The sequence below is a fragment of the Kribbella sp. NBC_00889 genome, from assembly GCF_045207705.1.
Classification (GTDB): domain Bacteria; phylum Actinomycetota; class Actinomycetes; order Propionibacteriales; family Kribbellaceae; genus Kribbella.
On sequence record NZ_CP108783.1, the window covers coordinates 3,088,223 to 3,113,575 of the forward strand.

Genomic DNA, 25,353 nt, shown 5'->3' on the forward strand with positions numbered 1-25,353 from the left:
CGGAATCCATGGACACCGGTTGGTTGCCGAGGGCACCGGTAGCGCGATCTTGGCCTGCTGGCGGGTTACAGCGACCGTTGCCCCGCACGCCCGGGTGTGCACCGGGTTCGGGGAGCCTTCCTACCCCAATCCGGACTGCTCGGCTCCCCAGAGCGGGATGTTGATCCCCCCGAACTGGTTTGGGGAGGCTGCCGGGCCGATCGACGGCACCCCTCGAGAGCCGGCTGTCGGTGTGCCATGACACCCACCCGGCCAGCGGCATTTGCCGTGCCGGGGAGTCCATGTCTGCTGACCCGGGAAACCCCGCATCTGATGACCCACTGGCGGGTTATGTCATCGCCGGCGGCATACCAGTGCGCTATCGGCGACATAACCTGTCAGTGGGAGCGCATCACTGCCGGTTTGCTCGCCCCGTCGGCGGATTCGGTCCGGCTGACGGCTCATCGAGGACGACGACGTTAACCGGTCCACGGATTCGGGTTAAGGCTTGCGGGCTCGCCGGCCGACGTCGTCGAGCAACTCCTGGAGCTGGGACGCGAGCTCGGCGCGACCGGCGGGGGACAGGGACGCGACCAGCTCGGACTCGCGGGTCAGCACCTGGTCGACGGTCCGCTCGATCAGGTCGTGGCCGGTCTGGGTGAGAGTCACGACGACCGCGCGGGTCCCATCACCGGCGGTCCGGCGGGTAACCAGGCCGGAGTCCTCCGCGCGGGCGACCCGTTGCGAGATGGCGCCGGCGGTGACGAGCGTCCGGCGGCTCAACTCACGGGTCGTCAACTCGTACGGCGCTCCGGCTCGACGCAGCACACTGAGCAGATCGAGCGTGGCCGGGTCGACACCGAGATCGGCGAGCAGCCGCCGCCGGTCGTCGGCGAAGAGCTTGGCCAGCCGCCACAGGGGAGTGACGATCTCGATCGAGTCGGTCGGCGTCCCGGGCCGCTCCCGCCGCCAGGCGCGGGCGATCTCCGCGGCGGGGTACGGGCTCGGCGAATCGAGGGGATAGGAGTCGGCCACGACTACATGTTACGTTTAGATCTAAACATTTAGACCTAAACTTGAGGGGCTGGACGTGACGAGGACGATCGTGGTGACCGGGGGAGCGACCGGGATCGGGCGGGCGACCGCCGAGCGGTTCCGCGCGGACGGCGACGAGGTGGTGATCACCGGACGTCGCGAGGACGTGCTGGCCAAGACCGCGGCGGATCTGGGAGCCAGGGGAGTGGTGTGCGACGCGACCGACCCGGCACAGATCGAGCGACTGCTGGATGCGCTGCCGGACCGGATCGACGTACTGGTCAACAATGCCGGCGGCAACACCGACTTCGGCGCGCCGGAAGGTGGCCTGGAGCAACTGAAGGCGAACTGGCTGGCCAACCTCGAGGCCAACCTGCTCAGTGCTGTGCTGACGACGACGGCGTTGGCATCGCGGCTTACCACAGCGGTCGTGCATCTCGGCTCGATCGCCGGTGCCCGTGGTGCCGGCTCGTACGGCGCGTCCAAGGCCGCGTTGGCGATGTGGAACGTGGACGCGGCGACCGAACTCGGACCGCGCGGCATCACCTCGAACGTGGTGGCGCCTGGCTACACCGCTGAGACCGAGTTCTTCCAGGGACGGATGACCACCGAGCGCCGTCAAACGTTGCTGGAAGCAACGATGACCCACCGTGAGGGTCAGGTCGAGGACATCGCCGGGACGATCCACTTCCTGGCCTCGCCGGCTGCACGCCATCTCACCGGTCAGGTCCTGCACGTCAACGGCGGGGCACTGAGTACACGCTGACTGTGTGACATCGTGGCCAGATGTGACAATGGCGGCATGCGTGCCACCGTCAAAGACGTCGCCAAGCTGGCCGGGGTGTCCCCGAAGACGGTGTCGAACGTCATCAACGGCGTCGTGTTCGTGCGTCCGGAGACGCGGGCCAGGGTCGAGCAGGCGGTGGCCGAGCTCGACTACGTTCCCAACATGAGTGCCCGCGGCCTGCGCAACGGCCGCTCCGGGATGATCGCGCTCGCGCTACCCGACCTGCTCCGGCCGTACTCCGCGGAGATCGTCCATCTCGTGGTGGAACTCGCGCACGAGCGCGGCTGGGGCGTGCAGATCGAGCAGACCGCGGCCGAGCCCAAGCGTGAGTTCGAGCTGCTGTCCAAGGCCCGCGCGTACCTGGTCGACGGTCTGATCCTGAACCCGGTGAACCTCGACGACAGCGCCGTACTGTCGGCCGGCCCGCTGCCACCACTGGTGCTGATCGGAGACGTGGACCAGGACCTGGTCAGCCAGGTCGCTATCGACAATGTCGCCGCGGCCCGCGACCTGACGAAACACCTGCTGGCGCAGGGATGCCGGCGGATCGCCGTCGTCGGTACGCCGGAAGTCCCACGCGGCTCGAGTGGTGCCGGCGTCCTCGCCGGTTCCGCCGAAGCCCCGGGTACGGCGGCCTCGCGGTTGCGGACTGCCGGCTATCACCAGGCGCTCGAGGAGGCCGGCGTACCGATCGATCCTGCGCTGGAGATCGGGCTGGACCGGTGGCGGCCCGAGGGCGCGGCCACGGTGGTGGGGAAGTACCTGGCCGAGCATGAACTGCCGGATGCGTTCTTCTGCTTCACCGACACGATCGCGTCGGGCACACTGTCGGCACTGTGGAGCGCGGGCATCGCCGTACCGCAGCAGACTCTGGTGGCCGGGTTCGACAACATCCTGGAGAGCCAGTTCATGATCCCGCCGCTGACCACGGTCGACTTCGACCGGCGCGCGTTCGTCGAGGCGGCTCTCGACCTGCTCGGCGAGCGAATGAGTGACAAGAGCACTTCGCCACGCCGAGTGATGGTCCCGCACCGGATCGTGATACGCAACAGCACTACACGCTAGCGGACATGTAATCATCGGTCCCGCCGCCCGAAGGAGAGACCGTATGACATCGCTTGATCGGGACATTTCCCGGCGTCGTCTGCTCTCCGGAGCGCCTACCGCAAGGTGCTCTCGGCCGGCGACATCCCGTCCTGGGCGTGGAACAGCCTGATCACCTCGATGGCGATCACGTTCCTCACCGTGGCCGTCTCGGCGCTGGCCGGCTATGCCTTCTCCCGGGTCATTTTTCGCCGGGCGGCGCTGGCTGTACGCCGCGATCATCGGCGCCATCATCATTCCGCCGCAGATGCTGATCGTGCCGTTGTTCCGGCAGATGCTCGCCTTCGACCTGGTCGACACCTACTGGGGAATCATTCTGCCGCAGACGATCGCGCCGGCGATGGTGCTCATTCTCAAACGTTTCTTCGACCAGATCCCGATCGAGCTGGAGGACGCCGCCCGGGTGGACGGCGCGAACCGGCTGCGGGTGTTCTGGTCCATCGTGTTGCCGTTGTCCCGCCCGATCCTCGCGGCGGTGGCGATCTTCGTCTTCATCGGTGCCTGGAACAACTTCCTCTGGCCGTTCATCGTCACCACCGACGCGGACCTGATGACGTTGCCGGTCGGCCTGCAGACGGTGAAGAGCGCCTATGGCCTGCAATACGCGCAGAACATGGCCTCGGCGATCCTGGCAGCTTTGCCACTGGTGGTGGTTTTCCTGTTCTTCCAGCGCCACATCATCAAGGGTGTCGCGACGACAGGCTTCGGCGGGCAGTAAACGCGCTATCCAGGGGTAATCGTGGACAGCGGTCCCGGCACGCGGGATTCCGGTCACGATCCCTTGAAATGGTCGTCACTCTCAGCAAGGCTTCCATGATCACTTCCGCGTTCTTTCCGGGTGCGGACTGAACGGGGGAGTGTGCGGCTGCTGCCTGCGCGGCGGCCGCGCCAACCCGCCACTCGGGGGTCACAACAAGAGAAGGGGGACGCGTGTCAGCGATGACAAGGCTCGCCGAGCAGTGCCGTGATGTGAGGAGTCACGGCAACGCAGAGCTCGGACGGGCTTCGATCCAACCAGCGGTCTGCACCGGCATCCACGAGGTGAACTCGTCGATTCCGTCGGGGCGGCCGCGACGCGTGGCAGTGCTCAGACTGAGCAACGGTATGACGACCACGCTGCGACTCCGCGAAGGCGCACCAGCGCCGGAGCGGGGCGCGACTGTGTTCGTCCGGGGTGGCCGGGGCATGGGTGACCAACCTGCATCAGGTGGGGTCATCCTCGCGTCGGCACACCCGAGCTGAAACCCAGCGGCCAAGCACAGAGCTGAGTGACTCGCCGGTCTCAGATCCCAACGCCGAGCTGAGGCCGGCAAGTTTCTGTAGCTGTCCCTCCCTACGGACGGCGCTCAGTCCGCCATCGGATCGGTCAGCGCGCGAATCTCGATCGGAGAATACGGAGCCTCCGGCAGCCGGGCCGCGATCTCCGTGGCCCGCTCCAGACTGCACTCGACCAGGTAGTAACCGGCCAGCACTTCCTTCGCCTCGGTGAACGGTCCGTCGGTGACCGCCGGGACGCCGTCGTTCACCCTGACCACTCGGGCGCTCGCGGTGGTCAGTCCGAGGCCGTCGACATACTCGCCGTTCGCCTTCAGCTCCTCGGCGACGATGCGGTGCTGGTCGAGCACCTGCTCGATTCCCGCCGCGTTCAGGGCATCCCAGGTGTCGGTGTTCCCGTAGATCAGCAGCATGTACTTCATCGCGAATCTCCGTCCTGTCCTGGGTACGTCGGAGCGCCGGTGCCCTTCTCGACACCGGCGCTCAGACTATGCGTAGCGCAGGTCCTACCAGGTGGCTCCGGCCGGGGTGCGGACGGTGGTGTTGATCCGGTTGAACATGTTGGTGAGCGCGATCATCATCACGATCCCGGACAACTGCCGCTCGTCGAAGTGCTCGGCGGCCGCGGCCCAGATCTCGTCGGTGACCGCGCCCGGCCGGTCGGCGAGCCGGGTCGCGGCCTCGGCGAGCTCGAGCGCCGCACGCTCGGAGGCGGTGAAAAGGTCCGAGTCGCGCCAGGCGGCGACCTGGTGCAGCCGCTCGTCGGTCTCACCGTTCTTGAGCGCCGACTTGATCCCGCCGAACACGCAGGGGGAGCAGCCGTTGATCTGGCTGGCCCGCAGGTGCACCAGTTCGAGCGTCGACCCCGGCGCGCCGGCCTGGGCGATGGCCTTGTAGATGTTCTGGACGCCCTTGGTGGCGTCCGGGAGGATCTCGGCGGGGTTCGTCATCCGTGCATTCATGGGAGGTTTCTCCAGGTTCCGTGGTGTTGTCTTCATTCCCTCGACGGATCCCGGCGCGATGATGTGACAGCGGTCTGGAGATCAGTTTTCACGCGTTCGTCGACCGGCACACTGAGGTCGGAGTACTGGCTGGTGAGACAGATCGGCCCGCTGTAGTTGAGCTTCTCCAAGGCGGCGAACACAGCGGTCCAGTCGGACAGTCCTTCGCCGGCCTGGCCGAAGTAGGTCTTCCAGCCGTCGTCGGTGCGGACGTAGTACGCGTTCTTGAGGTTGACGATGCCGAGCCGGTCGGCGCCGAGCTCAAGTGTGACGGCGGGGTCGTCACCGGCGAGCGCATCGTGCGCCGCGTCCCACACGAGTTTGAACGACTCCGGCAGCCCGTCGAGCAGTTGCAGTACGCCGAGCGTCGACGCGACGAACCGCCCGTGATGCGGTTGCACCCCGACCTGGACGCCGTACCGCTCCACCAGTACGGCGGCCTCCTCGAGCAGCACGCGATTGCGTCGTACCGATGCGGCGTACCCGTCTGGGCCGACGTCAGCCATGATCCGGATCATCGGTACGCCCGCCTCCGCACTAGCGGCGAAGACGCGCTCGGAGAGATCACTGGCAACGCTGATCGGCTCGATGCCCTCGGCCCGCAACTGTGCCGTGAACTTCGGCAGCTCGGTCTCCGCCGCCGCGGGAGTTACGTAAGCGGTGTCGCGGACCGGGACCTCGGCGCCGGCGAATCCGAGGCGGGCGACGAGCCGGCCCAGCTCGTCGCCGGGCAGCCCCGCCCAGGGTTTGGTGAAGACGGACCACAGATAGGTCATTCAGCGGCCTCCCAGCCCACTCATGGTGATACCTCGGACGAACCAGCGTTGCGTCAGGAAGAACAGGATGATCAGCGGGACCGTGGTGACGGTGGCAGCCATCAGCAGCAGATTCCACTGCGTGCCGTTGGTGTCCTGGAACACCTGCAGCCCGACCGACGCCGTCCGGGTGGCGTCGCTGTTCGAGATGACCAACGGCCACAGAAGGTTGTTCCACTGACCGATGAACTTGAACACCCCCAGGGTCGCGATCGCCGGGACCGCCAGTGGCACGATCACCCGGATGAACGCCTGCCAGCGGTTGGCACCGTCGAGCCGGGCGGCCTCCTCGTAGTCGCGCGGGATGCCGAGGAAGAACTGCCGGAGCAGGAACACCCCGATCGCGGTGAACGCGTGCGGCAGGATCATGCCCGGCCAGGTGTCGATGCCGTGCAGCTTCGCGACCAGCACGAACTGCGGGATCAGCGTCACCTGCGACGGGATCATCAAGGTGGCGAGGTAGATGCCGAACAGCCAGCTCCGGCCGGGGAAGTCCAGCCGGGCGAACGCGTACGCCGCGAGCGCCGCCGTCACGGTCTCCAGCAGGGTCGTCCCGCCGGCGAAGTACACGGTGTTCAGCAGGTACTTGCCGAGCGGCACCAGTTCGAAGGCCCGGGTCAGGTTCTCCGGATGCCAGCTGCTCGGCCAGAACGACGGTTTGGCGGCCATCGACTCGGCGTCGGACTGGAACGCGACCAGCACCATCATCACGACCGGGATCAGCGTGACCGCGGTCACCAGGAAGCAGGCGAAGACAACCAGCTTCCGCTGCACGACCTTGGTGGAGACCAGGGGGAGGGCTTCAGTTGTCATAGTGCACCAGCCTCCGCTGGAAGAAGAACTGCGTGGCGGTGATCAGCACGATGAAGGCGAACAGCACGAGCGACTGCGCGGCGGCGTACCCCTGGTCGTAGTTCTCGAAGCCGGTCCGGTAGATGTACATCACCAAAGTGGTCGTGCGCGTGCCCGGTCCGCCGTTCGTCATGATGAGGGCCTGGTCGAACACCTGGAACGAGCCGATGATCGAGATGACGATCACGAAGAACAGTGCTGGTGACAGCATCGGCAGCGTCACGTTCCGCAAGCTCTGCCGGCGCTGAACCGGGCCGGGTTGTTCCGGCCGGCCTTGGCGTAGATGTCCAAGGCGCCCGTACTGGTGAGCGTCTCCAGCAGCTTCCACGCGAGATCGAGATCGGCACCCTCGCGCACCCCCGATGGAATCGCGAAGCTGGATCCGGAGACCCGCGGCGTGCTGCCGGCGGCACCGGCCGGGAACGGGATGATGTCCCAGTCGAACTCGGTCTTGCGCACGTTGACGACCTGCCACGGGCCGTTCTGCATGAAGGCGACGTTGCCCTCCAGGAAGTTCGACAGCGAGCTCTCGGTGACGAGGTTCTTGATCGGCGGTGTGACCTTGTCCTTGACGAACAGGTCGATGACGAACTGCACCGCCTCCATCGCCTCCGGCTCGCCGAGGATGCTGCGGGAGGCGTCCTCGCTCATCACGTTGCCGCCGGCGCAGTAGATCCACGACACCAGGTCGTCGATGGCCGGCGCGCAGGTGAAGCCGTACTGGTCCGGCGGGTGGGTCAGCTCGACGGCCAGGTCGCGGAACGTTGCCCACGGCATCGGCTCGGTCCGGGACGGCAGCGCGATGCCCTGCTTCTGCAGCAGGCTCTTGTTGTAGTACATGACGGTGGGCGCGACGTCGAACCCGATCGCGTACGTCTTGCCGTTGAAGCTCGAGATCTTCTGGATCGGCTGGTAGAAGTCGTCCAGGTCGAAGTCGGAGTCGCCCTCGATCAGGTCGTCCAGCGGCCGGTGCGCACCGCGGGCGGCGTACGTCGGGATGAGCGTGCCGTTCAGCGCGGTCACCAGGCCGGCTGTCCCACTCACCAGTTGGAGGTCGAGCTTGGTCGGGTAGGGGCCGGACGGGGTCAGGGTCGGGACGGACTTCACCTCGAGTTGCTGCTCGACGTACGCGCTGAAGTCCTGCCAGACCTTCCGCTCCGCGGCGCTGCTCGACCACATGGCCCAGGTGGCCGACCCGGCCGGTGGACCGGACGAGCAGCCGGCCACGGCCAGCCCCAACCCGGCCAGGCCGCTGAGTTCGAGAAAGCTGCGGCGGGACAGCTTCGTGCTCATGGTTGTCTCCTCACCGATAGAGCAGGTCGATCGACTCGGCGCGGATTCGCTCCTCGTCGACCTGAACGCCCAGTCCAGGGGCGGTGGGGACCGTTGCGACGGCCTTGGTGATGCTCAGTCCCTCGACGTACAGATCGGACAGCAGCTCCGGCCCGTTGAGCTCGGCGGGAAGGGCGAGCTCGAGCTGACTGAACACATGCAGCGCGGCGGCGAACGCGACTCCGCAGTCGGTGAGGCCGCTGGCGAGGATCTCGAGACCGCCCGACAGCGCGGTCTGGGCGGTCTTGAGCGCGTTCCTCAGGCCGCCGGATTTGCAGACCTTGATCACGACGAGGTCCGCGGCGTCCAGCCGGATCGCGCGGGCCAGGTCCTGCGCGGAGAAACTGCCCTCGTCGATCGCGATCGGCAGGTCGATCAGTTCACGCAGCCGCTGCATCGCGAGCGTGTCCGTGCTCGGCACGGGTTGCTCGACACAGTGGATCGTGTGGATGTCCCTGGTCCGGTCAAGCAGCTGCCGCAGCGCGCTGGGGCGGTACGACTGGTTCGCGTCGAGCCACAAGGGCTTGCCGCCGGCCACCTCGGCCACGGTCCGGATCGCCTCGGTGTCCGCATCCAGATCGCCCCCGATCTTGACCTTGTACGCCGGGTAGTCCGACGACTGGATCGCATGGTCGCGGACCGCCTCCTGGTCGCCGACCCCGATGGCTGAGCAGAGCGGGATCTCGTCGTACACCTTGCCGCCGAGCAGCGCGTGCACGGGGACACCGGCGAGCTTGCCGGCCGCGTCGTGCATCGCGACGTCGACGGCTGCGCGGGCGAAGGGGAAGCCGTTCGAGACCGCGGGGCTGAGGCGCTTGGCGGCGCGCTGGTGGAAGAGCTCGACGTCGAACGGGGTGAGTTCGAGCAGAATCGGGGCGAGGTGCCGCCTGATCACGACGGCCATCGTCTCGGCGGTCTCGTAGCTCCAGCTGGGCAGCGCCCTCTGCTCTCCCCATCCGACCACGCCGTCCTCGGTGGTCAGCTTCACGAACACCACCGCGGCGGCCTGATCCGGAGCGGCGCCGGGGGAGCCGACCGCTCCGCTGCCGAGCACGAACCGGCGGGCGAACGGGACAGCAACCGGGAAGACTTCGACCTGGGCGATCCGGGACATCGGGTCCTCCTCTCAGGCTGCGATCGACCAGACGGCCGGATCGACGAAGCTGGGTCCGCGAGTGCCGGCCTCGAGCCACTTCAGTGCGTCGGCCAGCACGTACCCGGCGAGTGCGAGGTGACCTTCCGCGGTGTCGCCGGCGACGTGCGGACTGAGCAGCAGGTTGGACGCCTGGAGGATCGTCGCGTCGAAGGACGGCGGCTCGGGGTCGTAGACGTCGAGAGCGGCGTACAGGCGGCCGTCCAGCACGTGGTCGAGCAGTGCCTGCTGGTCGATCGCGGGTCCACGGGACGAGTTCACGACGACCGCGCCGTCGGGGATCCGCCCGATCAGCTCGCGGGTGATCATGCCCTTGGTCTCCGGCACGTTCGGGACGTGGATCGACAGGTACGCGCTCTCGACCGTCTCCCGCAGTTCGGCGGTGCGGACGCCGAGCTGATCCGCGCGCTCGGCAGTGAGGTAGGGGTCGTAGACCACGAGGTCGCAGTGGAAGGGCTGCAGCAGCGTGATGAGTGCGCGGGCCGTGCTGCTCGCGCCGACGATGCCGACTTTGGCACCGGCGAGCTCGTGGCCGCGGAAGCCGGTCTGCTTCCAGCCACCATGCCGGATCGCCTGGTCGAAACGGGGGAGGCGACGGGCCAGGGTGAGCATCGAGGCGAGGCAGTATTCGCCGACGGACCAGGCGATCCGCGGGCCGGCCGAGAAGACGGCGACACCCTGGTCGAGGATGACCGGGTCGATCAGGTTCTTGACCGTGCCGGCCGCGTGCGCGACCACCTTCGGTCCGTTGCCGTCGGCCCACAGTTCCTTGCCGAGATGCGGCGTACCCCAACTGGTCAGGAGTACGTCGGCGCCGGCCACCAGCCCGGGCACGGCCGCCGGGTCCAGCGCCGGCGGCTTGCCGGGCGCTGCCGGTCCGGCGGCGTGAGCGGACTGCGCCCAGACGACCTCGAACCGGTCCTCGAGCAGGCGGCGGGTCTGCGGGTCGACCACGTCGTCGGCACGTTCGGGGGACATCAGGGCAACGAGTTTCGGCACCGTGGGGGCTCCTTCGCTTGAGCGTCGCTCTGACGGTAGGCGCTTTCCGTTATGCAGGTCCAGGCCCGATTTCGCATGAACCGATACCGTGCCGGTATGGACCTCTCGCTCCAGCAACTGCGCGGCTTCGTCGCCGTCGCCGAGGAACTCCACTACGGCCGCGCCGCCCAGCGGCTGAACATGACCCAGCCGCCGCTGACCCGGCAGATCCAGGGCCTGGAGCGATCCCTCGAGGTCCGGCTGTTCGACCGGACCGGCCGGGGAGTCCGGCTGACCGCGGCCGGCGACGTATTCCTCGAACACGCCCGCCGAGTACTCGCCCTGCTCGAAGTCGCCCCGGAGGCGACGCGGCGCGCGGCCGAGGGACAGACCGGGACCCTGCGGATCGCGTTCACCGCGATCGGCGCGTACGCCGTACTGGCCGACTTCCTCACCATGATCGCGAAACGGTCTCCGGCGGTGACCGCAGAGCTCACCGAGTTGGTCAGCCCGTCGCAGTTCGAGGCGTTGGCGAACTTGGAGATCGATCTTGGACTGGTTCGACCACCGATCCCGTCGCAGTTCGAGTCGGTGCTGGTCCACTCGGAGGACCTGGTGGTCGCCGTACCGGCTTCCCATCCGCTGGCGGAGGGAGATTCGCCGGTCGCGCTGGTCGACGTGACGGATGGCTACATCGGCTACAGCCCGGAAGGATCGCAGTACCTGCATGACATCTGTGCGGCGATGATCGGGATGGACCGGTACGCCGTCAGCCAGCTGGCCTCGCAGGTTCCGACGATGCTGGCGCTGGTCAGAGCCGGCTTCGGATGTGCGTTGATCCCGCGCTCGATCAAGGCGATGGGGGTCGACGGGGTTCGTTACCGGGAGCTCGATCCGGCCGACGCGCACTCCGTGACGCTGCACGCTTGCTGGAGTCCGGACAGTCCCAACCCTGCTCTCCAACGCCTGGCCGAGTCACTGCGGGAGAACCCGCACCTCGACGCGTGACCGCTTGACTTGGAGCGCACTCGAATCCGTAGTGTGCTGAGCATGACAGCACAGCACAAGATCGGTTCGGGATTCGGGCACGACAGCACCGCGGACGACGTCCTGGCCGGCATCGACCTGACCGGCAAGCTGGCGGTCGTCACCGGCGGCTACTCGGGCCTCGGCCTGGAGACAACCCGTGCGTTGACCAAGGCCGGTGCACACGTCGTCGTACCTGCGCGACGGCCCGGCGCCGCTCGCGAGACGTTGGCCGACGTCTCGGGTGTCGAGGTCGACGAGCTGGATCTCGGTGATCTGGACAGTGTGCGTGCGTTCGCGGACCGGTTCCTCGCGTCGGGGCGCAGCATCGACATCCAGATCGACAACGCGGCGATCATGGCCAGCCCCGAGACCCGGGTCGGCCCCGGCTGGGAGGCGCAGTTCGCGACCAACCACCTTGGCCACTTCGCGCTGGTGAACCGGCTGTGGCCCGCGCTGACGGCCGACGGCGGCGCTCGCGTCGTGTCGGTGTCGTCGACGGGGCACCGGCGGTCGGACATCCGGTGGGACGATCTGGACTTCAGGCTGGGCTACGACAAGTGGGAGGCGTACGGGCAGGCGAAGACGGCCAACGTGCTGTTCGCCGTCCAGCTGGATGCCCTCGGCAAGGATTCCGGCGTGCGTGCGTTCGCATTGCACCCAGGCGGGATCCTGACGCCGCTGCAGCGTCATCTGACCCGCGAGGAGATGGTCGGCTACGGCTGGATCGACGAGGACGGCAACCCGGTCGGCCGGGGCTTCAAGTCGCCCGAGCAGGGAGCGGCCACTCAGGTCTGGGCCGCGACGTCGCCGCAGCTCGACGGTCTTGGCGGTGTCTTCTGCGAGGACTGCGAGGTCGCGGAGGTCTCCACCGACGACAGCCCGGGCGTCCGGCCGTACGCCGTGGACCCAGCTTCGGCGGAGCGGTTGTGGACCGTCTCGGCCGAGCTCACGGGAGTGAACGCCTTCGGGTAATGTGGTCAGCACCGCAGCGGCGGACGAAGGAGGTGGGACCGATCACCAGTCAGGCAGGTTGGTTGCTCCCGCCTCGAGTGGTCAGCGTCGTTCGCTGACCGCGGGAGCCTCGTAGTCGAAGGGGTTCTGTGTCTGTTTCTTCTGTTCCATCATTCGACCTCGGCAGCGTTGTCGACCGGTTGCGCGCGGCCGGTTGCGTGTTCGCCGAGGACGAGGCGGCGATGATCGCCGAGACCGCTCGCGACGACGCCGAACTGAAGGCCATGGCCGATCGCCGGATCGCCGGGCTGCCGCTCGAACACGTCCTCGGCTGGGCCTCCTTCCGCGGGCTGCGGATCGCCGTTGATCCCGGGGTGTTCATTCCACGCCGTCGGACCGAGTTCCTGGTCGCCGAAGCGCTGCGGATGACCTCGCCGGGCGCCGTCGTACTCGATCTGGGGTGTGGCTCGGGTGCGTTGGGTGCCGCGATCGCGGCCGAACGGCAGGTGTCGTTGTACGCCGCCGACATCGAGCCGGCCGCGGTTCGGTGTGCGCGGCGCAATCTCGTGCCATGGCGAGGGTCGGTCTATCAGGGCGATCTGTTCTCCGCGTTGCCGGATGAGCTGCGGGGGCGGATCGACGTACTGCTGGCGAATGTGCCGTATGTGCCGACGAACGAGATCCGGTTGTTGCCGCCGGAGGCGCGGCTGTACGAGCCGCATGTGACGCTCGACGGTGGGCCGGACGGGTTGGCGATGTTGCGCCGGGTGGCCGCGGCGGCGCCCGAATGGCTCGCTCCTGGCGGTTACATGTTCGTGGAGATGAGCGAGCATCAGGCGCCGCTGGCGAAGGCGGTGATGGTCGAGCACGGTCTGGCCGCCGAGATCGTCGCTGACGACGACCTCGGCGCGACCGTTGTGTATGGCATCAAACCCGCCGCTGCACGTGCAGGAGGTAGTCCCGCCGGTTGAGCGGGTCGTGGTCGGTGCGCGGGCGCTCCGGGATCGGTCCGGTCACCGGCTGGTAGCGCTCGAACGCCGACTCCAGCACGCCCTCGCCGCGGGTGAGGGCGGGCAGCTGCTGCTCGAACTCGTACACGGCCGCCGCAGGGATTTCTCCTTCCAGGGTTGAGGTTTCCGCGGCCAGTGCCGGCACCTGCGGGATCGCGCGCAGGCGGGCCAGCGCGGACAGGACGGCACGGGTCGTGTCGGTCGGCATCTCCAGCCGGAACCGGTGCATCGGCTCGTGGACCTGGGTGCCGGCCTGTCGCAGCGCCGTCATCAGGACCAGGGGAGTGAGGTTCCGGAAGTCGCCCGCCGTACTCGACATGCTCTTGTCGAAGACGGCGTGCGCATGGCTCTGCCGGGCCGAGTAACCCGAGTGCGTCATCACCACGCGCGCGTCCGGGATCTGCCAGCCGTGGATGGCCTGGTGGAGTGCCTCCCGGACGGTCTCCTCGACCGCCTTGATGAACGCGTACGGCATCGAGCCGAGCTCCACCTCGAGCTCGAACGTCACCCCGGTGTTGACCGGCGCCGGCTCGACCCGCAGACCGACGGTGGCCAGGAACGGGTTCGCGTCCTTCTTGTTGAACTCCACCGCCTCGCCGCTGCCGAGCAGCCGCTCGATGCAGATCGTGGTGGTCTCGCGGAACTCGACGTCGATCCCGAACTCGGTCGCGAGCGTCGTCTGGATGACCTCCTTCTGCACCTCGCCGTACAGCGACACGTAGGTCTCCTGCCTCAGGTCGTCCTGGCGCAGGTTGATCAGCGGGTCCTGCTCGGCGAGCTGAGACAGCGCCACCCGGAGATTCCCCTTGTCCGACGGCCGTGCCGGCGAGATCACCGTCTCCAGGGTCGGCGGAGCGAAGAATCCGGTGGTCGTGGCCGGGGTCGGCTGGTCGGTCGCGGTGATGCGATCGCCGATCTGGATGTCGGCGAGGCCCCACAGCTTCCCGATCTGGCCGGCGTTGACGGCGGCCGCCGTACCTTCGCCGATCACCTCGAGTGCGGTCAGCTTGGCCTCTCCGGTGTCGCCGAAGCGCAGCCGGTCGCGGACGTGCGCCGTACCGGAGAACATCCGGACGTAGGCGACTTTCTCGCCGGCGGGGCCGCGCTCGACCTTGAAGACCGATCCGTCGACCGGCTCCTGGTCGGTGCCGGCCAAGGGGAGGAACTCACGGATGCCCGCGGTCAGGGGGTCGGTGCCGACGCCGGTGATCGCGGAGCCGAAGTACACCGGGTGGACGAGGGCCTGCTTGGTCTGCCGGGCGAGCGCACACCGGAGAACGTCGTGCGAGAGCGCCTTCTCGTTCTCCACGAACGTTCGCAGCAGGTCCTCGTCGTTCTCGGTGAGCACTTCGAGCAGGGCGCCGTACGGATCGCTCCCGTTGTACGGCGTGAAGGTCGCCTCGCGGGTGCCGAGCCGGGTGGCCGATCCCATCGGGACGATGGCCGGCGTCAACTTGTCCGCGATCGACTTGAGTACGGCGTCGTACTGCGCGCCGGACCGGTCGAGTTTGTTGACGAAGATCAGGGTCGGGATCTTCAGGCGTTGCAGCGTGCGCATCAGCACGCGGGTCTGCGCCTGCACGCCCTCGACCGCCGAGATGACCAGCACCGCACCGTCGAGCACACTGAGCGCGCGCTCGACCTCGGCGATGAAGTCCGGGTGGCCGGGGGTGTCGATCAGGTTGACCGTGACCGGGTCGTCGTCATGACCGATCACGAATGACACGACCGCCGACTTGATGGTGATACCGCGCTGGCGCTCCAGCGCGAGGGAATCGGTCTGGGTACTGCCGCTGTCGACGCTGCCGATCTCGTCGATGACGCCGGCCGCGTAGAGCAGCCGCTCGGTCAGACTCGTCTTACCGGCGTCGACATGCGCCAGGATCCCGAGGTTCAGTAATTTCACGCAGCTTCATGTCCCTTGAACAGGTGTCGATGGCTTCCACGGCGAACATGAAGCGAGGTCGCATGGCAGCTCTCCTTGATTGGCACCTGTTTCGGACGAGTCCGAGTACACCAGTCACCGGTAGAACCCGGCAAACGGTTTAGCCCTCCGCTACACCATAGGCTGCTGCCACGCCCGTCCACTCCCGGTGCGCACGTGCCTGACCCCCTCGAAGCAGCCAGGATCAGCAAGGAACTACGAGCTAGTTGATCAGGGTGCCGACGGGGGTGCCGGTGCTGATGGAGGACGCGGCTCCGGCGCGGTCGATGTCGAAGACGTGCAGCGGGAGACGGTGGTCGCGGGCCAGGATGAAGGCGGACTGGTCCATCACGCCGAGGCCGCGGTCGATGACCTCCTGGTAGCTGAGGTGGTCGAATCGGCGCGCGTCCGGGAACTTGTTGGGGTCGGCGTCGTACACGCCGTCAGTGCCGTTCTTGGCGACCAGCAGGGCGTCGGCGCCGAGTTCGACGGCGCGCTGGACGGCGGGGTAGTCGGTGGTGGTGAACGGCTGCCCGTTGCCGGAGGCAAGGAGGACGATCGCGCCCTTCTCCAGGTGTCGCAGGGCGCGCAGCCGAATGTACGGCTCAGCCATGTTGTTGATCGGGATCGCGGTCATCAGGCGCGCGTCGTCGGCACCGAGCGCTGCCAGCCGGCCGCGCAGCAGGACGGCGTTGATGACGGTGCCGAGCATGCCGATGTTGTCGGCCTCGACCCGGTCGATGCCCCAGTCCTCGGCCCGGTTGCCGCGGAAGACGTTGCCCCCGCCCACAACCACCGCGACCTGAACGCCGGTAGCGCGCAACGCGATCACCTCGTTGGCCAGGTGCGTGAGCCTCTCGCTGTTGAACCCGAACGCGTCACCCCCGGCAATCGCCTGGCCGGACAACTTCACGACAAGCCGTCGATACATGCTGCTCCGTTCGGTCGGAAGGCGCTGCTGATCCCGTGCCATTCTGCCCTGGACGGCGCGGGGTGGGCGCGCGAAGCTGGGCCCGTGACCGAGTTCAAGCAGGGCAATCTGGCCGGGGCGCGGTTCGAGGAGCTGTCGCTGCGGGACGCGGTGTTTCACGACGTCGACCTGGCCGGGGCGCGGTTCGGCAATGTGAACCTCAGCGGCGCGACGATCCGCGGCGCGCGGCTGGTCGACGTGTCACTCGATGGTGACATCCGCGGCCTGCGGGTCTGGGGTGTCGACGTCGTACCGCTGATCGATGCCGAGCTCAACCGTCGTCAGCCTGGCCGGGAGAAGATGCGCCCGACCGATGCCGACGGGTATCCCGAGGCGTGGGAGCTGCTCGAGCGGCTCTGGGCCGAGACGATCGCCCGCGCCCGGGCCCTGCCGCCGGAGCTGCTGCACGAATCGGTGGACGGTGAATGGTCCTTCATCGAGACGCTGCGTCACCTCGTCTTCGCGACGGACGCGTGGGTACTGCGGACCGTCCTCGGCGAGCCGTCCCCGTGGGACCCGCTCGACCTGCCCCACGACGAAATGCACGACACGCCGCCCGTCCCGCGTGACCGGACCGTCCGGCCGGCGCTCGACGAAGTCCTCGCACTGCGCGCCGACCGGATGGGCAGGGTACGCGCGATCATCGCCGAACTCACCGACGAGCGGCTCGCCGAGCGGACGACACCGGTGCCCGATCCCGGCTACCCGGCGTCCGACAGCTATCTCGTCGACGACTGCCTCGGCTGCATCCTCAGCGAGGAGTGGGAGCACCGCCAGTACGCCGAACGCGACCTCGCCGTACTGGAAAGGTCGTGATCGGAAACTGTCCGGGCGATGGCTTAGCGTTCGATGAACCGTGACCGAGGGGGTTGGCGATGGACATGTTGACGGTGCAGGCGATCCAGGATGCCGGGCTGGCGGATTGGCGGAAGCTGGCTCAACGGCTGCACGCACGGTTCCTGGTCGCGTCGTTCGCCGACGGGCTCAAGTTCCTGACCGCGATCGGCGAGACTTGCGCAGCAGCTGGGACCCAGCCGGACATTCGGGTCGGTGCGACCTTCGTGGATGTGGCACTCGCGAGTCCCGATGCGGTGTACCGCGATCCGGACGGCGTCGAGTACGTGTTCCCGTCGGTGACTCAGCGAGATGTCGAGCTCGCGCGCCGGATCAGTGCGATTGCCGGGTCGCACGAGGTGCAGGCTGATCCTGCCGGAGTGGTGCAGCTGGAGATCGCGATCGACACCGCGGATCCCGAGAAGATCGGTCCGTTCTGGGCGGCGGTGCTCACCGGCAGCACGGACACGATGCACGGTGTCGACGTCGGTGATCCGACCGACCGGGTCCCGAACCTGTGGTTCCAGCGCACCGATCCGCACGAGACTCCCCGCCAACGCTTCCACCTCGACCTGTGGCTACCGCCCGAGGTCGCTCGCACCCGCATCGAGGCAGCGCTGGCTGCCGGCGGCACCATCACCCGCGACGCCGAGGCACCGGCGTTCACCGTCCTGGCCGACCCAGACGGCAACAAGGTCTGCATCTGTACGACGGAAAGCCGCTGAAGGTCAGCCTGCGCCGCCAGTCGGGGAGTGGCTGGACGGTCAGAGGTCGTAGCCGCCGGAGGCTTCGATGGTTTGGGCGGTGATCCAGGCACTCTCGGGGGAGAGCAGGAACGCGATCACCTTGGCGAGATCGTCGGGCTCGCCGATGCGGCCGAGGGCGGTGCGGTCGGCGATCGGCGGGATCAGGTCGGGGAAGCGGGAGAACGCGTCGTCGCCGAGCCGGGTCCGGGTCACACCCGGAGCGACGGCGTTGACCCGGATGCGGCGCGCGCTGAGTTCCTTGGCGAGGTAGCGGGTGAGGACGACCTGCGCGCCCTTCACGCTCGCGTAGACCGAGTAGCCCGGCTCCGGCCGGGCGCTCGGCAGCGCAGAGGTGCTGGTCGTGTAGACGATCGACCCACCGTCCGCGATCAGCGGCAGCAGTGTCTGCGTGAGGAAGTACGGACCCTTGAGATGGACCTGGAGCATCTGGTCGAACAGTTCTTCGGTCGTCTCCTCGAACGGGACCGGCATCTGCCCGACGCCGGCGTTGTTGACAAGGTAGTCGAACGAGGTTCGGTCCCAACGCTCACGCAGCGCGTCCTCGACCGCGGTCCTGAAGCCGGCGAAGGCGTCGCCGCTGCCGACATCGAGGGGCAGGGCGACCGCCGTACCGCCGTCCTTCTCGATCCGTTCGACCGTCTCCACGGCGCCGGACCGGTTGCCGCGGTAGGTCAGGATCACCCCGACCCCGCGCTGGGCGAGCTCGAAAGCCGCGCCCTGCCCGATGCCGGAACTCCCGCCAGTGATCACAGCGATTTGCATGATCGTGTCATTCTCCTAGAACGTCATGAACAGGTACCTCTCCAGTAGACGGTCCGTTGTGGGCGGGTCGGTAGACGATTCCTCGCCGACGCTTGCACAATCCTGCTCATTCCGGAGCGATGACCAGTCGGGTGATCAAGTCCTCGTCGAGGCTGAAGGTGAAGTCGAGGTCGACGGTGCCGCCCGGGAAGTCGCCCTCGAGGTGATGGGTCGCGACGTACGTCGTGTCGTCCACCTGGCGAGCGGCGACAAGCTCGCTGGTGTAGGTGTACTCGCTCGCCGCCCGGCCGAGCCAGGCGCGGATCTCGTCGCGCCCGCGGTACGTCGTGCCGTCGTCGGTGACCACCGCGTCCGCGGCGTACCACCGCGTCGCCGCATCGAGGTCGCGGGCAGTGTGAGCGGCCAGGTAGTTCGTGATCGTGGCTGGAAGGTTCATGCCTCGACTGTGAGTGCTCCCGGCGGGCGAGGGTCAAGGAATTGACTCTCTCGCCGGGAGAGGGTGCACAGTGGCGGCGTGCATCCGGGGCTGACGATCGGTGAGTTCGCGCAGGTGACGCACTTGAGTGTGCGCACGCTGCGGCGGTACCACGAGAGTGGTCTGCTCGAACCCGCGTCGATCGATGCCTCCAGCGGCTACCGCTACTACACGACCGAGCAGATCCCTTCGGCCCAGGTCATCCATCGGTTGCGGGAGCTCGACGTACCGCTGGCCGAGGTCGGCAAGATCCTGGCGACCGACGATCCACACGCTCGCGCCGAGTTGATCGCGGCCCATCTCGACCGTCTGCGGACTTCGCTCGACCGGACCCGAGCGGCGGTCACCTCGCTGCAGCGTCTGCTCCGGCCGGAGTCCGGCGATCTCGTCGTCGAACTTCGGACTCAGCCGGCGCGAATGGTTGCCGCGATCACCGATGTCGTCGACCTGGACGACGTACTGCCTTGGTACGACGGAGCGATGGCCGAGCTCACCGCCGCCGTCCACGGTCAGCTCGGACCCCCGGGTGGTCACTACGCCAACGAGCTGTTCTCGGCGGGCCGTGGCGCCGTACTCGTCTACCTCCCGGTCGCCGATCCGCCGTCGTACGGGCGAGTGCGTTCGGTCGAACTGCCCGCGGTGGAGCTCGCGGCCACCGTCCACCACGGTCCCCACGACGACATCGACGTCACCTACGGCCGCCTCGGGGCGTGGGTTGTCGACCACACCCTCGCGGTCGACGGACCGGTTCAGGAGACGTACGTCGTGGGTCCACGGGACGACCCGGATCCGGCGTCGTGGCGCACCGAGATCGCGTGGCCGGTGTTCCGCCTGACCGGCTAGTGCAGCCGCCGCCATTCCTGCGGGGTCATGCCGTGGGCGGCGCGGAAGCGGCGGGTGAAGTGACCGGCGTCGAGGAAGCCCCACGCGGCCGCGATGCTCGCGATCGGGCGATGCCGGTTCGCGGGGTCGGTGAGTTGCCGGGTGGCGTGCGCGAGGCGTTCGGCGATCAGCCATTGCTCGAGGCTCAGCTGATGGTCGGCGAACAGCTTGTAGAGGTAGCGGACCGAGATGTTGTGCTCTGCCGCGATGCGGGCCGCGGTCAGTTCCGGGTCGGAGAGATGCCGTCGCACGTACCAGAGGATCCGGGCGAACAGTACGTCGGCCGGCGCGGGCGGATCGTGGTCGGCAACGGAGGTCAACAGCGCCCGGACGAGCTGGGTCGTCGCCGCACCAACCATCTCGGCCGACGTGGTTCCCTTGATCGACGCAAGGATCCCGGGCAGGACCGTGAGGTGATGAAGCACGAGCTCGTACAGCGGACTTGCGGGCAGCCGGTGCGCGGCCGCGCGGACTGCTTCGACGCTCAACCCGAGGTCGCGGTAGTCGATCTGGAAGGCCTGAGACGCACTGTGACCGCTCCATCCGAACTCGTACGGCGCGGTCAGATCAACCAGCATGAGTTCGCCGGTGCGGACGCGCTGATCATGGCAGGCCTGGCTGAACATTCCCTCGCCGATCACTTGGACCGCGAGTGCGAGCCGTTCCGGACCGCCGATGCGGACGTGCTTCGGCGTCCGGACGAGCCGGATGCCGGAGCCCTCGTTGCGAAACAGGTCCGGCGCACCGAGGAGCCAGAAGTCCATCCGTGCGTGGACGTTCCCGGACGCGTCCTCGTGCTCGACGCGTGACGGCACGCTCGCCGACATCATCGCGGCGTAGAACGCCTCCGCCCGATCCTGTCTCGGGAGCGAGGCGGTATCCAGCAGCACGGCCATCGCCTTCCCCCTCCACCCCTGAACCTGGTGGGCGAAGCTGTGCACACACAGCCCAGATCCGTGCACGGTCATCCTACGGAGCCCGGCGTACCCGCAGCTAGGTTGCAGGCGGGCAGTCCCGACGACGGAGGGGGTACGCGATCATGGCCGACACCATCGTTCTGGTCCACGGGTTCTGGGTCACACCGCGCAGCTGGGAGCACTGGATCACGCACTACGAGGCTCGCGGGTTCCGGGTGCTGGCGCCCGGGTATCCGGGGTTCGAGGTCGAGGTCGAGGCGCTGAACGCCGACCCGACAACGATCCTGAAACTGACCGTGCCGGCCATCATCGACCACCTCGAGTCGGTGATCCGCGAGCTGGACACCCCGCCGATCATCATCGGCCACTCGGCCGGTGGCGCGTTCACGCAGGTCCTCCTCGACCACGGGTTCGGCGCCGCCGGCGTCGCGATGTGCTCCGCACCGACCGAGGGCGTGCGCGTCGTACCGCTCTCGCAGGTCAAGTCGACGTTCCCGGTGCTGAAGAGCCCGGCGAACCGGCACAAGTCGATCCCGATGAACTTCGAGCAGTGGAACTACGCCTTCACCAACACCCTCGCCGAGGACGAGGCGCGGCGGCTCTACGAGCGGTACGCGATCCCGGCCAACGGCGGGATTCTGTGGGGGAGCGTGCTGGCGAACTTCCAGCCCGGTCACCAGGACACCTGGGTCGACTACCACAACGACGCGCGCGCGCCACTGCTGTTCGTCTCCGCGTCCGAGGACCACATCATGCCACCCGAGGTGCAGCGCTCGAACGCCAAGCACTACAAGTCGAAGACGATCACCGAGGCCCGCGAGTACGACGGCTACGCGCACCTCCTGATGGCCCAGGACGGCTGGGAGAAGATCGCGGACGACATACTGGACTGGGCCCTGAAACACGCCTGACAGGTCGCACTCGAGGAGCTTCAGCGGGTGGGGCGGGAGACGTAGGCCGTCTTCTCACCTGGGTCGAATCCGCACGCCTTGTAGAACTGGTGCGTCGCCGGGGTCCGCGAGCCGGTCATGAGCATGACCTTGTAACAACCCGCATCCCACGCCGTCTGCAATGTGCGCGCCATGATCTCTTTCCCGAGCCCGGTCCCGCGCCTGTCTGCGTCGACCACCACGTTCTCGATCACGGCGTACGGCGCCGCGCCGCGGGTCAGGTTCGGGATCAGATTGAAGTACGTCGTCGCAACGACGACCCCATCGACCTCCAGCACGAACAATCGCAGCCCCGGCGTCCGCAGGATCTCCGCGAAGACCTCAGCCTCCCGGCCACCTGGCGAGTCCCGGGGATGGAGCTGCCGATACAGCTGCATCACGGCGTCGAAGTCCCCAGCGTCCGCCTCACGAAACATGGTGGGCAGCCTAGTCGAGGAGCTCCATGAGCGGGGCGAGTGGTGAACTTGGTCCTGGCCAGGGCGGTCAAGCGGAGAGGCGCGGAATGATCACGTGTGTTGTCGACTACACCATCGATGCGGCGAAGGTGGCCGAGTTCGAGCGGTTCGCACAGCGATGGATCGAGTTGGTGAATGAGCACGGGGGGACTCATCACGGCTACTTCCTTCCGTCGGAAGGTGCGAGCGACAAGGCGCTGGCCCTGTTCAGCTTCCCGAGCCTGGCGGCGTACGAGCAGTACCGCCAACTGTTCGGCGTACATCCCGACTTCGTCGCGGCCGACAAGATCCGCGACGACAGCGGCTGCGTCCTCCGCTACGAACGCACCTTCATGCGCCCCCTCCTCCCCGACTGACCCGTCCGGAGTCATGAGCAGATCCGTTGGCGCGTGATGGTCGGCTCCCACCCGGCGGAAGTCCGATGGTGCGTGGCTTCGAGGTGGAGCTGCCGGTGACCGTCGTACGCCAGGTGCTGGATGACGGGCCAGGCGAGCGCCGAGGTGTCGGCCGGATCCAGGAGGTCAGGGGCGAGCCACCGAACGGCGTGGATGTCCGGCTCGCTGGGATGCGGGTGGGGCGAGCCGGCCGGGGTCGCGTGGAAATAGAGGATGTTCACGGTGCGGTCCCGCCAGCGGTGGTGGCAGTCCGCGACCAGTGGACCGACGGTGACGTGGACGCCGGTCTCCTCGTGCGTTTCGCGGGCAGCGGCGTCGACCGCGGTTTCGCAGGGCTCGACGTGCCCACCCGGGAGTTCCCAACGGACGACGCCGAGGCGTTCGTGGCGGACCAGCAGGATGCGGCCCGCGTCGTCGGTCGTGCAGGTGAAAGCCGTCAAGCGCTGCGGAAGGTGCAGCGGGATCATTCGGCGTCGAGGAACGTGGTGACGGTGTCTTGGACGAGGTTGGTTCGGGAGAGGCCGAAGAAGTGGGTGGTGCCGGGGAAGACGGCCAGTTGGCTGGTGGGGACGCCGGTCATGTCGCCGTTGACGTCGCCGCCGCGGAGTTGGAGGAAGCGGACCGCATGCTCGAGTTTGACCGCGTCGCAGTCGCCGACGGTGAAGAGCGTCGGCGCGGCGATGCCGCGGATCTCGTCGTCGGACCAGCCGTCGACGCCCCGGTCGTAGCCGCCGAGCTTGGTCAGCAATGCCTGCAGGTGCTCGAGATCCGGGTGCGGCGACTTCGCCAGGTACTCCGCCTCCATCGGCGTACCGGCGATCATCTCGACCTTCATCTCGCTGATGGCTTCGTCGTTCGCGCCACGTTCGCCGTCGCGGCTGAACGACACCGACGAGATCACGGCCTTCCGGACCACCTCGGGGTGCTTGATCGTCAGGTACAGCGCCACCGCACCACCGACGCTGAACCCGAACAGATCCACCTTCGGTACGTCGAGATGCCGCAGCAGCCCGACCACGTCGGAGGCGAGGTCGATCGTGCCGAGCGGCCGGTCGATGTCGTTGGTGTACCCGTGCCCCTGGAAGTCGGTCGCGATGACCTGCCGGTTCTCAGCCAGCGCCGGCAGCAACGCGCCGAACTGCAGGTCGATGTTGAACAGGCCGCCGTGCAGCAACAGCAGTGGCGTCCCTCCGGAGCCGTGGATCTCGTAGTACATCTGCAGCCCGTTGACCGCGACGTACCCAGTCTGCTTGCTCACAGCACCCCCACGAGGAGACAGAAAGGATGTCCGGCCGGGTCGGCCAGGACATAAAGAGGCTCGGACCCAACCCCGGTCCGGTCGTACAGCAGCTCGGCTCCGAGTTCCTCGGCCCGGCGCCGGTGCCGATGGAGGTCGTCCACCGTCGGTACTGCGTAGTCGATGTGCGACTGCATCGGTACGTCGGCCGACGGCCAGGTCGACCGTGGCAACGTGTCGACCTTCTGGATCGCGAGCTGACGGTTGCCCTCGTCATCGACAAGCACGAGCCAGCTGTCGTCATCCGCCGTACCGTCAGCCGGCGGCTCGTCACCCGGCCGGTAACGCAGACCCAGCAGCTCTCGGTAGAACTCAGCCAGCCCGCGACCATCCGTCGTGTCCAGGGCCGTATGCATTCGTCGCGGATACGTCGACATCCCACCACCCCGCTCCTCGGCGAGCCCCCATTCGACAACACCCCGATGCCCGAGGCAACCCTTCCGTCCCCAGGTCGGGTCAGGCTGAGATCGGAGTCCGGAAGGAGCGGCGGTAGGTATCGGGTGGGACGCCTACGACGCGCTTGAACTGGCGGCGGAGGGTGGTGGCTGTGCCCATGCCGGTGGCGATGGCGACTGAGTGGACGCTCTGGTCGGTCGACTCGAGAAGCTCCTGGGCGCGGCGTACACGCTGGGTCAGGAGCCACTGGAGCGGAGTCTGACCGGTGACCGATCGGAAGAGCCGGGTGAGATGGCGTGGGCTGGTGTTCGCGCGGCGGGCGAGGTCGGTGACGGTCAGCGGCTGATCGAGCCGCTCCTGCGCCCAACCGAGGAGCTGGGACAGCATGTGGTCACCCGACACAGGCACGGGCGTCGCGACGAACTGTGCTTGCCCACCATCCCGATGCGGCGGTACGACGAGCCGCCGGGCGACGGCGTTCGCAACGGCCGCACCGTGGTCGAGGTACACCAGATGCAGACAGAGATCCACCGCGGCGGCCTTGCCCGCGGCCGTCAGCACGCTGCCGTTGTCGGTGTAGAGGACATCCGGGTCAACATCCGCCAGCGGAAACCGCGCGCTCAGCTCCTTCGCATGCCCCCAGTGCGTCGTTGCCCGCCGACCATCCAGCAGCCCGGCCGCACCCAGCACGAACGCTCCCGTGCACAACGACGCAACCCGAGCACCCGCCTCGTACGCCGCCCGCACCGCATCCACCAGCTCCGTCGGCGGCGGTACGTCGACATCCGCGCACGCCGGCACGATCACGGTGTCCGCGTCGACCAGCCGGTCCAGACCGTGGTCCGGTTTGACCGTGAACGGACCGACCTGGATCGACTCGGGTCCGCAGAGCAGGACGTCGTACCACGCCTCACCCGGCGGTGGGTTGCCGAAGATCTCGTACGCGACCCCGAACTCGAAGTGCAGCAGTTCCCCGGCGGTCGCGAGGGCGACAGTGTGCATGTCCGAAAGTGTACGCATGGTGTCGT

The 25,353-nt window shown here is 67.7% G+C and carries 30 protein-coding genes; 11 read left to right on the top strand and 19 right to left on the bottom strand.

Annotated features, from left to right (window positions below):
• Positions 1–480 precede the first annotated feature (480 nt).
• Positions 481–1,014, bottom strand: a complete 534-nt coding sequence (locus OG817_RS14910; RefSeq protein WP_406055079.1) for a MarR family winged helix-turn-helix transcriptional regulator — start codon at positions 1,012–1,014, stop codon at positions 481–483.
• A gap of 55 nt (positions 1,015–1,069) precedes the next feature.
• Here OG817_RS14910 and OG817_RS14915 point away from each other — a divergent pair, with 55 nt between their 5' ends.
• The 3 genes from OG817_RS14915 to OG817_RS14925 all read left to right on the top strand — a co-directional run bounded on the left by OG817_RS14915 (position 1,070) and on the right by OG817_RS14925 (position 3,623).
• Complete coding sequence (locus tag OG817_RS14915) at positions 1,070–1,780, top strand: SDR family NAD(P)-dependent oxidoreductase (protein ID WP_406055081.1); 711 nt, start codon at positions 1,070–1,072, stop codon at positions 1,778–1,780.
• Positions 1,781–1,816: 36 nt separating this feature from the next.
• Entirely contained in the window at positions 1,817–2,866 is a 1,050-nt protein-coding gene (locus OG817_RS14920) for a LacI family DNA-binding transcriptional regulator (protein WP_406055083.1), read from the top strand.
• Positions 2,867–3,071: 205 nt separating this feature from the next.
• A complete protein-coding gene (locus tag OG817_RS14925) occupies positions 3,072–3,623 on the top strand; it encodes a carbohydrate ABC transporter permease (protein ID WP_406055085.1) in 552 nt (183 codons plus the stop codon).
• A 628-nt stretch (positions 3,624–4,251) separates the two neighbouring features.
• Here OG817_RS14925 and OG817_RS14930 read toward each other — a convergent pair.
• The 8 genes from OG817_RS14930 to OG817_RS14965 all read right to left on the bottom strand — a co-directional run bounded on the left by OG817_RS14930 (position 4,252) and on the right by OG817_RS14965 (position 10,332).
• Positions 4,252–4,602, bottom strand: a complete 351-nt coding sequence (locus OG817_RS14930; protein ID WP_406055087.1) for a YciI family protein — start codon at positions 4,600–4,602, stop codon at positions 4,252–4,254.
• A gap of 84 nt (positions 4,603–4,686) precedes the next feature.
• A complete protein-coding gene (locus tag OG817_RS14935; protein WP_396390505.1) occupies positions 4,687–5,130 on the bottom strand; it encodes a carboxymuconolactone decarboxylase family protein in 444 nt (147 codons plus the stop codon).
• A gap of 44 nt (positions 5,131–5,174) precedes the next feature.
• On the bottom strand, positions 5,175–5,957 hold the full coding sequence (locus OG817_RS14940) for a sugar phosphate isomerase/epimerase family protein (RefSeq protein ID WP_406055089.1): 783 nt from the start codon (positions 5,955–5,957) through the stop codon (positions 5,175–5,177).
• Entirely contained in the window at positions 5,958–6,809 is an 852-nt protein-coding gene (locus tag OG817_RS14945; RefSeq protein ID WP_406055091.1) for a carbohydrate ABC transporter permease, read from the bottom strand.
• Positions 6,799–7,071, bottom strand: a complete 273-nt coding sequence (locus OG817_RS14950) for a carbohydrate ABC transporter permease (RefSeq protein ID WP_406055093.1) — start codon at positions 7,069–7,071, stop codon at positions 6,799–6,801. The genes OG817_RS14945 and OG817_RS14950 overlap by 11 nt, the downstream gene beginning before the upstream one ends.
• Complete coding sequence (locus OG817_RS14955; RefSeq protein ID WP_406055095.1) at positions 7,068–8,141, bottom strand: ABC transporter substrate-binding protein; 1,074 nt, start codon at positions 8,139–8,141, stop codon at positions 7,068–7,070. The genes OG817_RS14950 and OG817_RS14955 overlap by 4 nt, the downstream gene beginning before the upstream one ends.
• 10 nt (positions 8,142–8,151) lie before the next feature.
• Positions 8,152–9,294 carry an enolase C-terminal domain-like protein gene (locus OG817_RS14960; protein ID WP_360439088.1) on the bottom strand — a complete coding sequence of 381 codons (1,143 nt, stop codon included), beginning with the start codon at positions 9,292–9,294 and terminating at the stop codon, positions 8,152–8,154.
• Between the two features lie 12 nt (positions 9,295–9,306).
• Complete coding sequence (locus tag OG817_RS14965; RefSeq protein WP_406055098.1) at positions 9,307–10,332, bottom strand: hydroxyacid dehydrogenase; 1,026 nt, start codon at positions 10,330–10,332, stop codon at positions 9,307–9,309.
• Between the two features lie 96 nt (positions 10,333–10,428).
• Between OG817_RS14965 and OG817_RS14970 the strand changes: the two genes are divergently transcribed.
• The 3 genes from OG817_RS14970 to OG817_RS14980 all read left to right on the top strand — a co-directional run bounded on the left by OG817_RS14970 (position 10,429) and on the right by OG817_RS14980 (position 13,262).
• Positions 10,429–11,319: a LysR family transcriptional regulator gene (locus tag OG817_RS14970; protein ID WP_406055100.1), complete on the top strand. Its 891-nt coding sequence runs from the start codon at positions 10,429–10,431 to the stop codon at positions 11,317–11,319.
• A gap of 42 nt (positions 11,320–11,361) precedes the next feature.
• Positions 11,362–12,312: an SDR family NAD(P)-dependent oxidoreductase gene (locus OG817_RS14975; protein WP_406055102.1), complete on the top strand. Its 951-nt coding sequence runs from the start codon at positions 11,362–11,364 to the stop codon at positions 12,310–12,312.
• Positions 12,313–12,440: 128 nt separating this feature from the next.
• A complete protein-coding gene (locus OG817_RS14980) occupies positions 12,441–13,262 on the top strand; it encodes a putative protein N(5)-glutamine methyltransferase (protein WP_406055104.1) in 822 nt (273 codons plus the stop codon).
• Here OG817_RS14980 and OG817_RS14985 read toward each other — a convergent pair.
• On the bottom strand, positions 13,219–15,207 hold the full coding sequence (locus OG817_RS14985; RefSeq protein ID WP_406055106.1) for a GTP-binding protein: 1,989 nt from the start codon (positions 15,205–15,207) through the stop codon (positions 13,219–13,221). The genes OG817_RS14980 and OG817_RS14985 overlap by 44 nt on opposite strands.
• Before the next feature lie 241 nt (positions 15,208–15,448).
• Positions 15,449–16,156 carry a UMP kinase gene (pyrH, locus tag OG817_RS14990; protein WP_406055108.1) on the bottom strand — a complete coding sequence of 236 codons (708 nt, stop codon included), beginning with the start codon at positions 16,154–16,156 and terminating at the stop codon, positions 15,449–15,451.
• 84 nt (positions 16,157–16,240) lie between these two features.
• On the opposite strand from pyrH, the gene OG817_RS14995 reads away from it, so the two are divergent.
• Together OG817_RS14995 and OG817_RS15000 are read left to right on the top strand one after the other, a co-directional pair.
• Positions 16,241–17,011, top strand: a complete 771-nt coding sequence (locus OG817_RS14995; RefSeq protein ID WP_406055110.1) for a DinB family protein — start codon at positions 16,241–16,243, stop codon at positions 17,009–17,011.
• Between the two features lie 59 nt (positions 17,012–17,070).
• The gene (locus OG817_RS15000; RefSeq protein WP_406055112.1) at positions 17,071–17,754 is read left to right on the top strand and encodes a VOC family protein; all 684 of its coding nucleotides are present in this window, start codon (positions 17,071–17,073) and stop codon (positions 17,752–17,754) included.
• Between the two features lie 39 nt (positions 17,755–17,793).
• Here OG817_RS15000 and OG817_RS15005 read toward each other — a convergent pair whose 3' ends face one another.
• The gene (locus OG817_RS15005; protein WP_406055114.1) at positions 17,794–18,558 is read right to left on the bottom strand and encodes an SDR family NAD(P)-dependent oxidoreductase; all 765 of its coding nucleotides are present in this window, start codon (positions 18,556–18,558) and stop codon (positions 17,794–17,796) included.
• A 106-nt stretch (positions 18,559–18,664) separates the two neighbouring features.
• Positions 18,665–18,994, bottom strand: a complete 330-nt coding sequence (locus OG817_RS15010) for a nuclear transport factor 2 family protein (RefSeq protein WP_406055116.1) — start codon at positions 18,992–18,994, stop codon at positions 18,665–18,667.
• Positions 18,995–19,072: 78 nt separating this feature from the next.
• On the opposite strand from OG817_RS15010, the gene OG817_RS15015 reads away from it, so the two are divergent.
• Positions 19,073–19,876 (top strand): MerR family transcriptional regulator, encoded by an 804-nt coding sequence (locus OG817_RS15015; protein ID WP_396390490.1) that lies wholly within the window; start codon positions 19,073–19,075, stop codon positions 19,874–19,876.
• Here OG817_RS15015 and OG817_RS15020 read toward each other — a convergent pair.
• Entirely contained in the window at positions 19,873–20,811 is a 939-nt protein-coding gene (locus OG817_RS15020) for a helix-turn-helix domain-containing protein (protein WP_406055119.1), read from the bottom strand. The two genes, OG817_RS15015 and OG817_RS15020, sit on opposite strands and share 4 nt — an antisense overlap.
• 143 nt (positions 20,812–20,954) lie before the next feature.
• Between OG817_RS15020 and OG817_RS15025 the strand changes: the two genes are divergently transcribed.
• Positions 20,955–21,743, top strand: coding sequence for an alpha/beta hydrolase (locus OG817_RS15025; RefSeq protein ID WP_406055121.1), 789 nt, complete (start codon positions 20,955–20,957; stop codon positions 21,741–21,743).
• Positions 21,744–21,763: 20 nt separating this feature from the next.
• Here OG817_RS15025 and OG817_RS15030 read toward each other — a convergent pair whose 3' ends face one another.
• Entirely contained in the window at positions 21,764–22,198 is a 435-nt protein-coding gene (locus OG817_RS15030; protein WP_406055123.1) for a GNAT family N-acetyltransferase, read from the bottom strand.
• An 86-nt stretch (positions 22,199–22,284) separates the two neighbouring features.
• Here OG817_RS15030 and OG817_RS15035 point away from each other — a divergent pair, with 86 nt between their 5' ends.
• Entirely contained in the window at positions 22,285–22,593 is a 309-nt protein-coding gene (locus tag OG817_RS15035; RefSeq protein WP_406055125.1) for an NIPSNAP family protein, read from the top strand.
• An 11-nt stretch (positions 22,594–22,604) separates the two neighbouring features.
• Here OG817_RS15035 and OG817_RS15040 read toward each other — a convergent pair whose 3' ends face one another.
• The 4 genes from OG817_RS15040 to OG817_RS15055 all read right to left on the bottom strand — a co-directional run bounded on the left by OG817_RS15040 (position 22,605) and on the right by OG817_RS15055 (position 25,327).
• On the bottom strand, positions 22,605–23,072 hold the full coding sequence (locus tag OG817_RS15040) for an NUDIX hydrolase (protein WP_406055127.1): 468 nt from the start codon (positions 23,070–23,072) through the stop codon (positions 22,605–22,607).
• Between the two features lie 23 nt (positions 23,073–23,095).
• Complete coding sequence (locus tag OG817_RS15045; protein WP_406055128.1) at positions 23,096–23,890, bottom strand: alpha/beta fold hydrolase; 795 nt, start codon at positions 23,888–23,890, stop codon at positions 23,096–23,098.
• Positions 23,887–24,306: a VOC family protein gene (locus OG817_RS15050; RefSeq protein ID WP_406055130.1), complete on the bottom strand. Its 420-nt coding sequence runs from the start codon at positions 24,304–24,306 to the stop codon at positions 23,887–23,889. Before OG817_RS15050 ends, OG817_RS15045 begins: the two co-directional genes overlap by 4 nt.
• Before the next feature lie 79 nt (positions 24,307–24,385).
• Entirely contained in the window at positions 24,386–25,327 is a 942-nt protein-coding gene (locus tag OG817_RS15055; protein ID WP_406055132.1) for a helix-turn-helix domain-containing protein, read from the bottom strand.
• Positions 25,328–25,353 lie beyond the last annotated feature (26 nt).

What these genes read in the sequence shown, in the direction of transcription:
- OG817_RS14920 (WP_406055083.1), top strand. Translation starts at nt 1,817, where the DNA reads ATGCGTGCCACCGTCAAAGACGTCGCCAAGCTGGCCGGGGTGTCCCCG.
- OG817_RS14925 (WP_406055085.1), top strand. Translation starts at nt 3,072, where the DNA reads ATGCCTTCTCCCGGGTCATTTTTCGCCGGGCGGCGCTGGCTGTACGCC.
- OG817_RS14930 (WP_406055087.1), bottom strand. Translation starts at nt 4,602, where the DNA reads ATGAAGTACATGCTGCTGATCTACGGGAACACCGACACCTGGGATGCC.
- OG817_RS14935 (WP_396390505.1), bottom strand. Translation starts at nt 5,130, where the DNA reads ATGACGAACCCCGCCGAGATCCTCCCGGACGCCACCAAGGGCGTCCAG.
- OG817_RS14940 (WP_406055089.1), bottom strand. Translation starts at nt 5,957, where the DNA reads ATGACCTATCTGTGGTCCGTCTTCACCAAACCCTGGGCGGGGCTGCCC.
- OG817_RS14945 (WP_406055091.1), bottom strand. Translation starts at nt 6,809, where the DNA reads ATGACAACTGAAGCCCTCCCCCTGGTCTCCACCAAGGTCGTGCAGCGG.
- OG817_RS14955 (WP_406055095.1), bottom strand. Translation starts at nt 8,141, where the DNA reads ATGAGCACGAAGCTGTCCCGCCGCAGCTTTCTCGAACTCAGCGGCCTG.
- OG817_RS14960 (WP_360439088.1), bottom strand. Translation starts at nt 9,294, where the DNA reads ATGTCCCGGATCGCCCAGGTCGAAGTCTTCCCGGTTGCTGTCCCGTTC.
- OG817_RS14970 (WP_406055100.1), top strand. Translation starts at nt 10,429, where the DNA reads ATGGACCTCTCGCTCCAGCAACTGCGCGGCTTCGTCGCCGTCGCCGAG.
- OG817_RS14975 (WP_406055102.1), top strand. Translation starts at nt 11,362, where the DNA reads ATGACAGCACAGCACAAGATCGGTTCGGGATTCGGGCACGACAGCACC.
- pyrH (WP_406055108.1), bottom strand. Translation starts at nt 16,156, where the DNA reads ATGTATCGACGGCTTGTCGTGAAGTTGTCCGGCCAGGCGATTGCCGGG.
- OG817_RS15000 (WP_406055112.1), top strand. Translation starts at nt 17,071, where the DNA reads ATGGACATGTTGACGGTGCAGGCGATCCAGGATGCCGGGCTGGCGGAT.
- OG817_RS15005 (WP_406055114.1), bottom strand. Translation starts at nt 18,558, where the DNA reads ATGCAAATCGCTGTGATCACTGGCGGGAGTTCCGGCATCGGGCAGGGC.
- OG817_RS15010 (WP_406055116.1), bottom strand. Translation starts at nt 18,994, where the DNA reads ATGAACCTTCCAGCCACGATCACGAACTACCTGGCCGCTCACACTGCC.
- OG817_RS15020 (WP_406055119.1), bottom strand. Translation starts at nt 20,811, where the DNA reads ATGGCCGTGCTGCTGGATACCGCCTCGCTCCCGAGACAGGATCGGGCG.
- OG817_RS15025 (WP_406055121.1), top strand. Translation starts at nt 20,955, where the DNA reads ATGGCCGACACCATCGTTCTGGTCCACGGGTTCTGGGTCACACCGCGC.
- OG817_RS15030 (WP_406055123.1), bottom strand. Translation starts at nt 22,198, where the DNA reads ATGTTTCGTGAGGCGGACGCTGGGGACTTCGACGCCGTGATGCAGCTG.
- OG817_RS15035 (WP_406055125.1), top strand. Translation starts at nt 22,285, where the DNA reads ATGATCACGTGTGTTGTCGACTACACCATCGATGCGGCGAAGGTGGCC.
- OG817_RS15050 (WP_406055130.1), bottom strand. Translation starts at nt 24,306, where the DNA reads ATGTCGACGTATCCGCGACGAATGCATACGGCCCTGGACACGACGGAT.
- OG817_RS15055 (WP_406055132.1), bottom strand. Translation starts at nt 25,327, where the DNA reads ATGCACACTGTCGCCCTCGCGACCGCCGGGGAACTGCTGCACTTCGAG.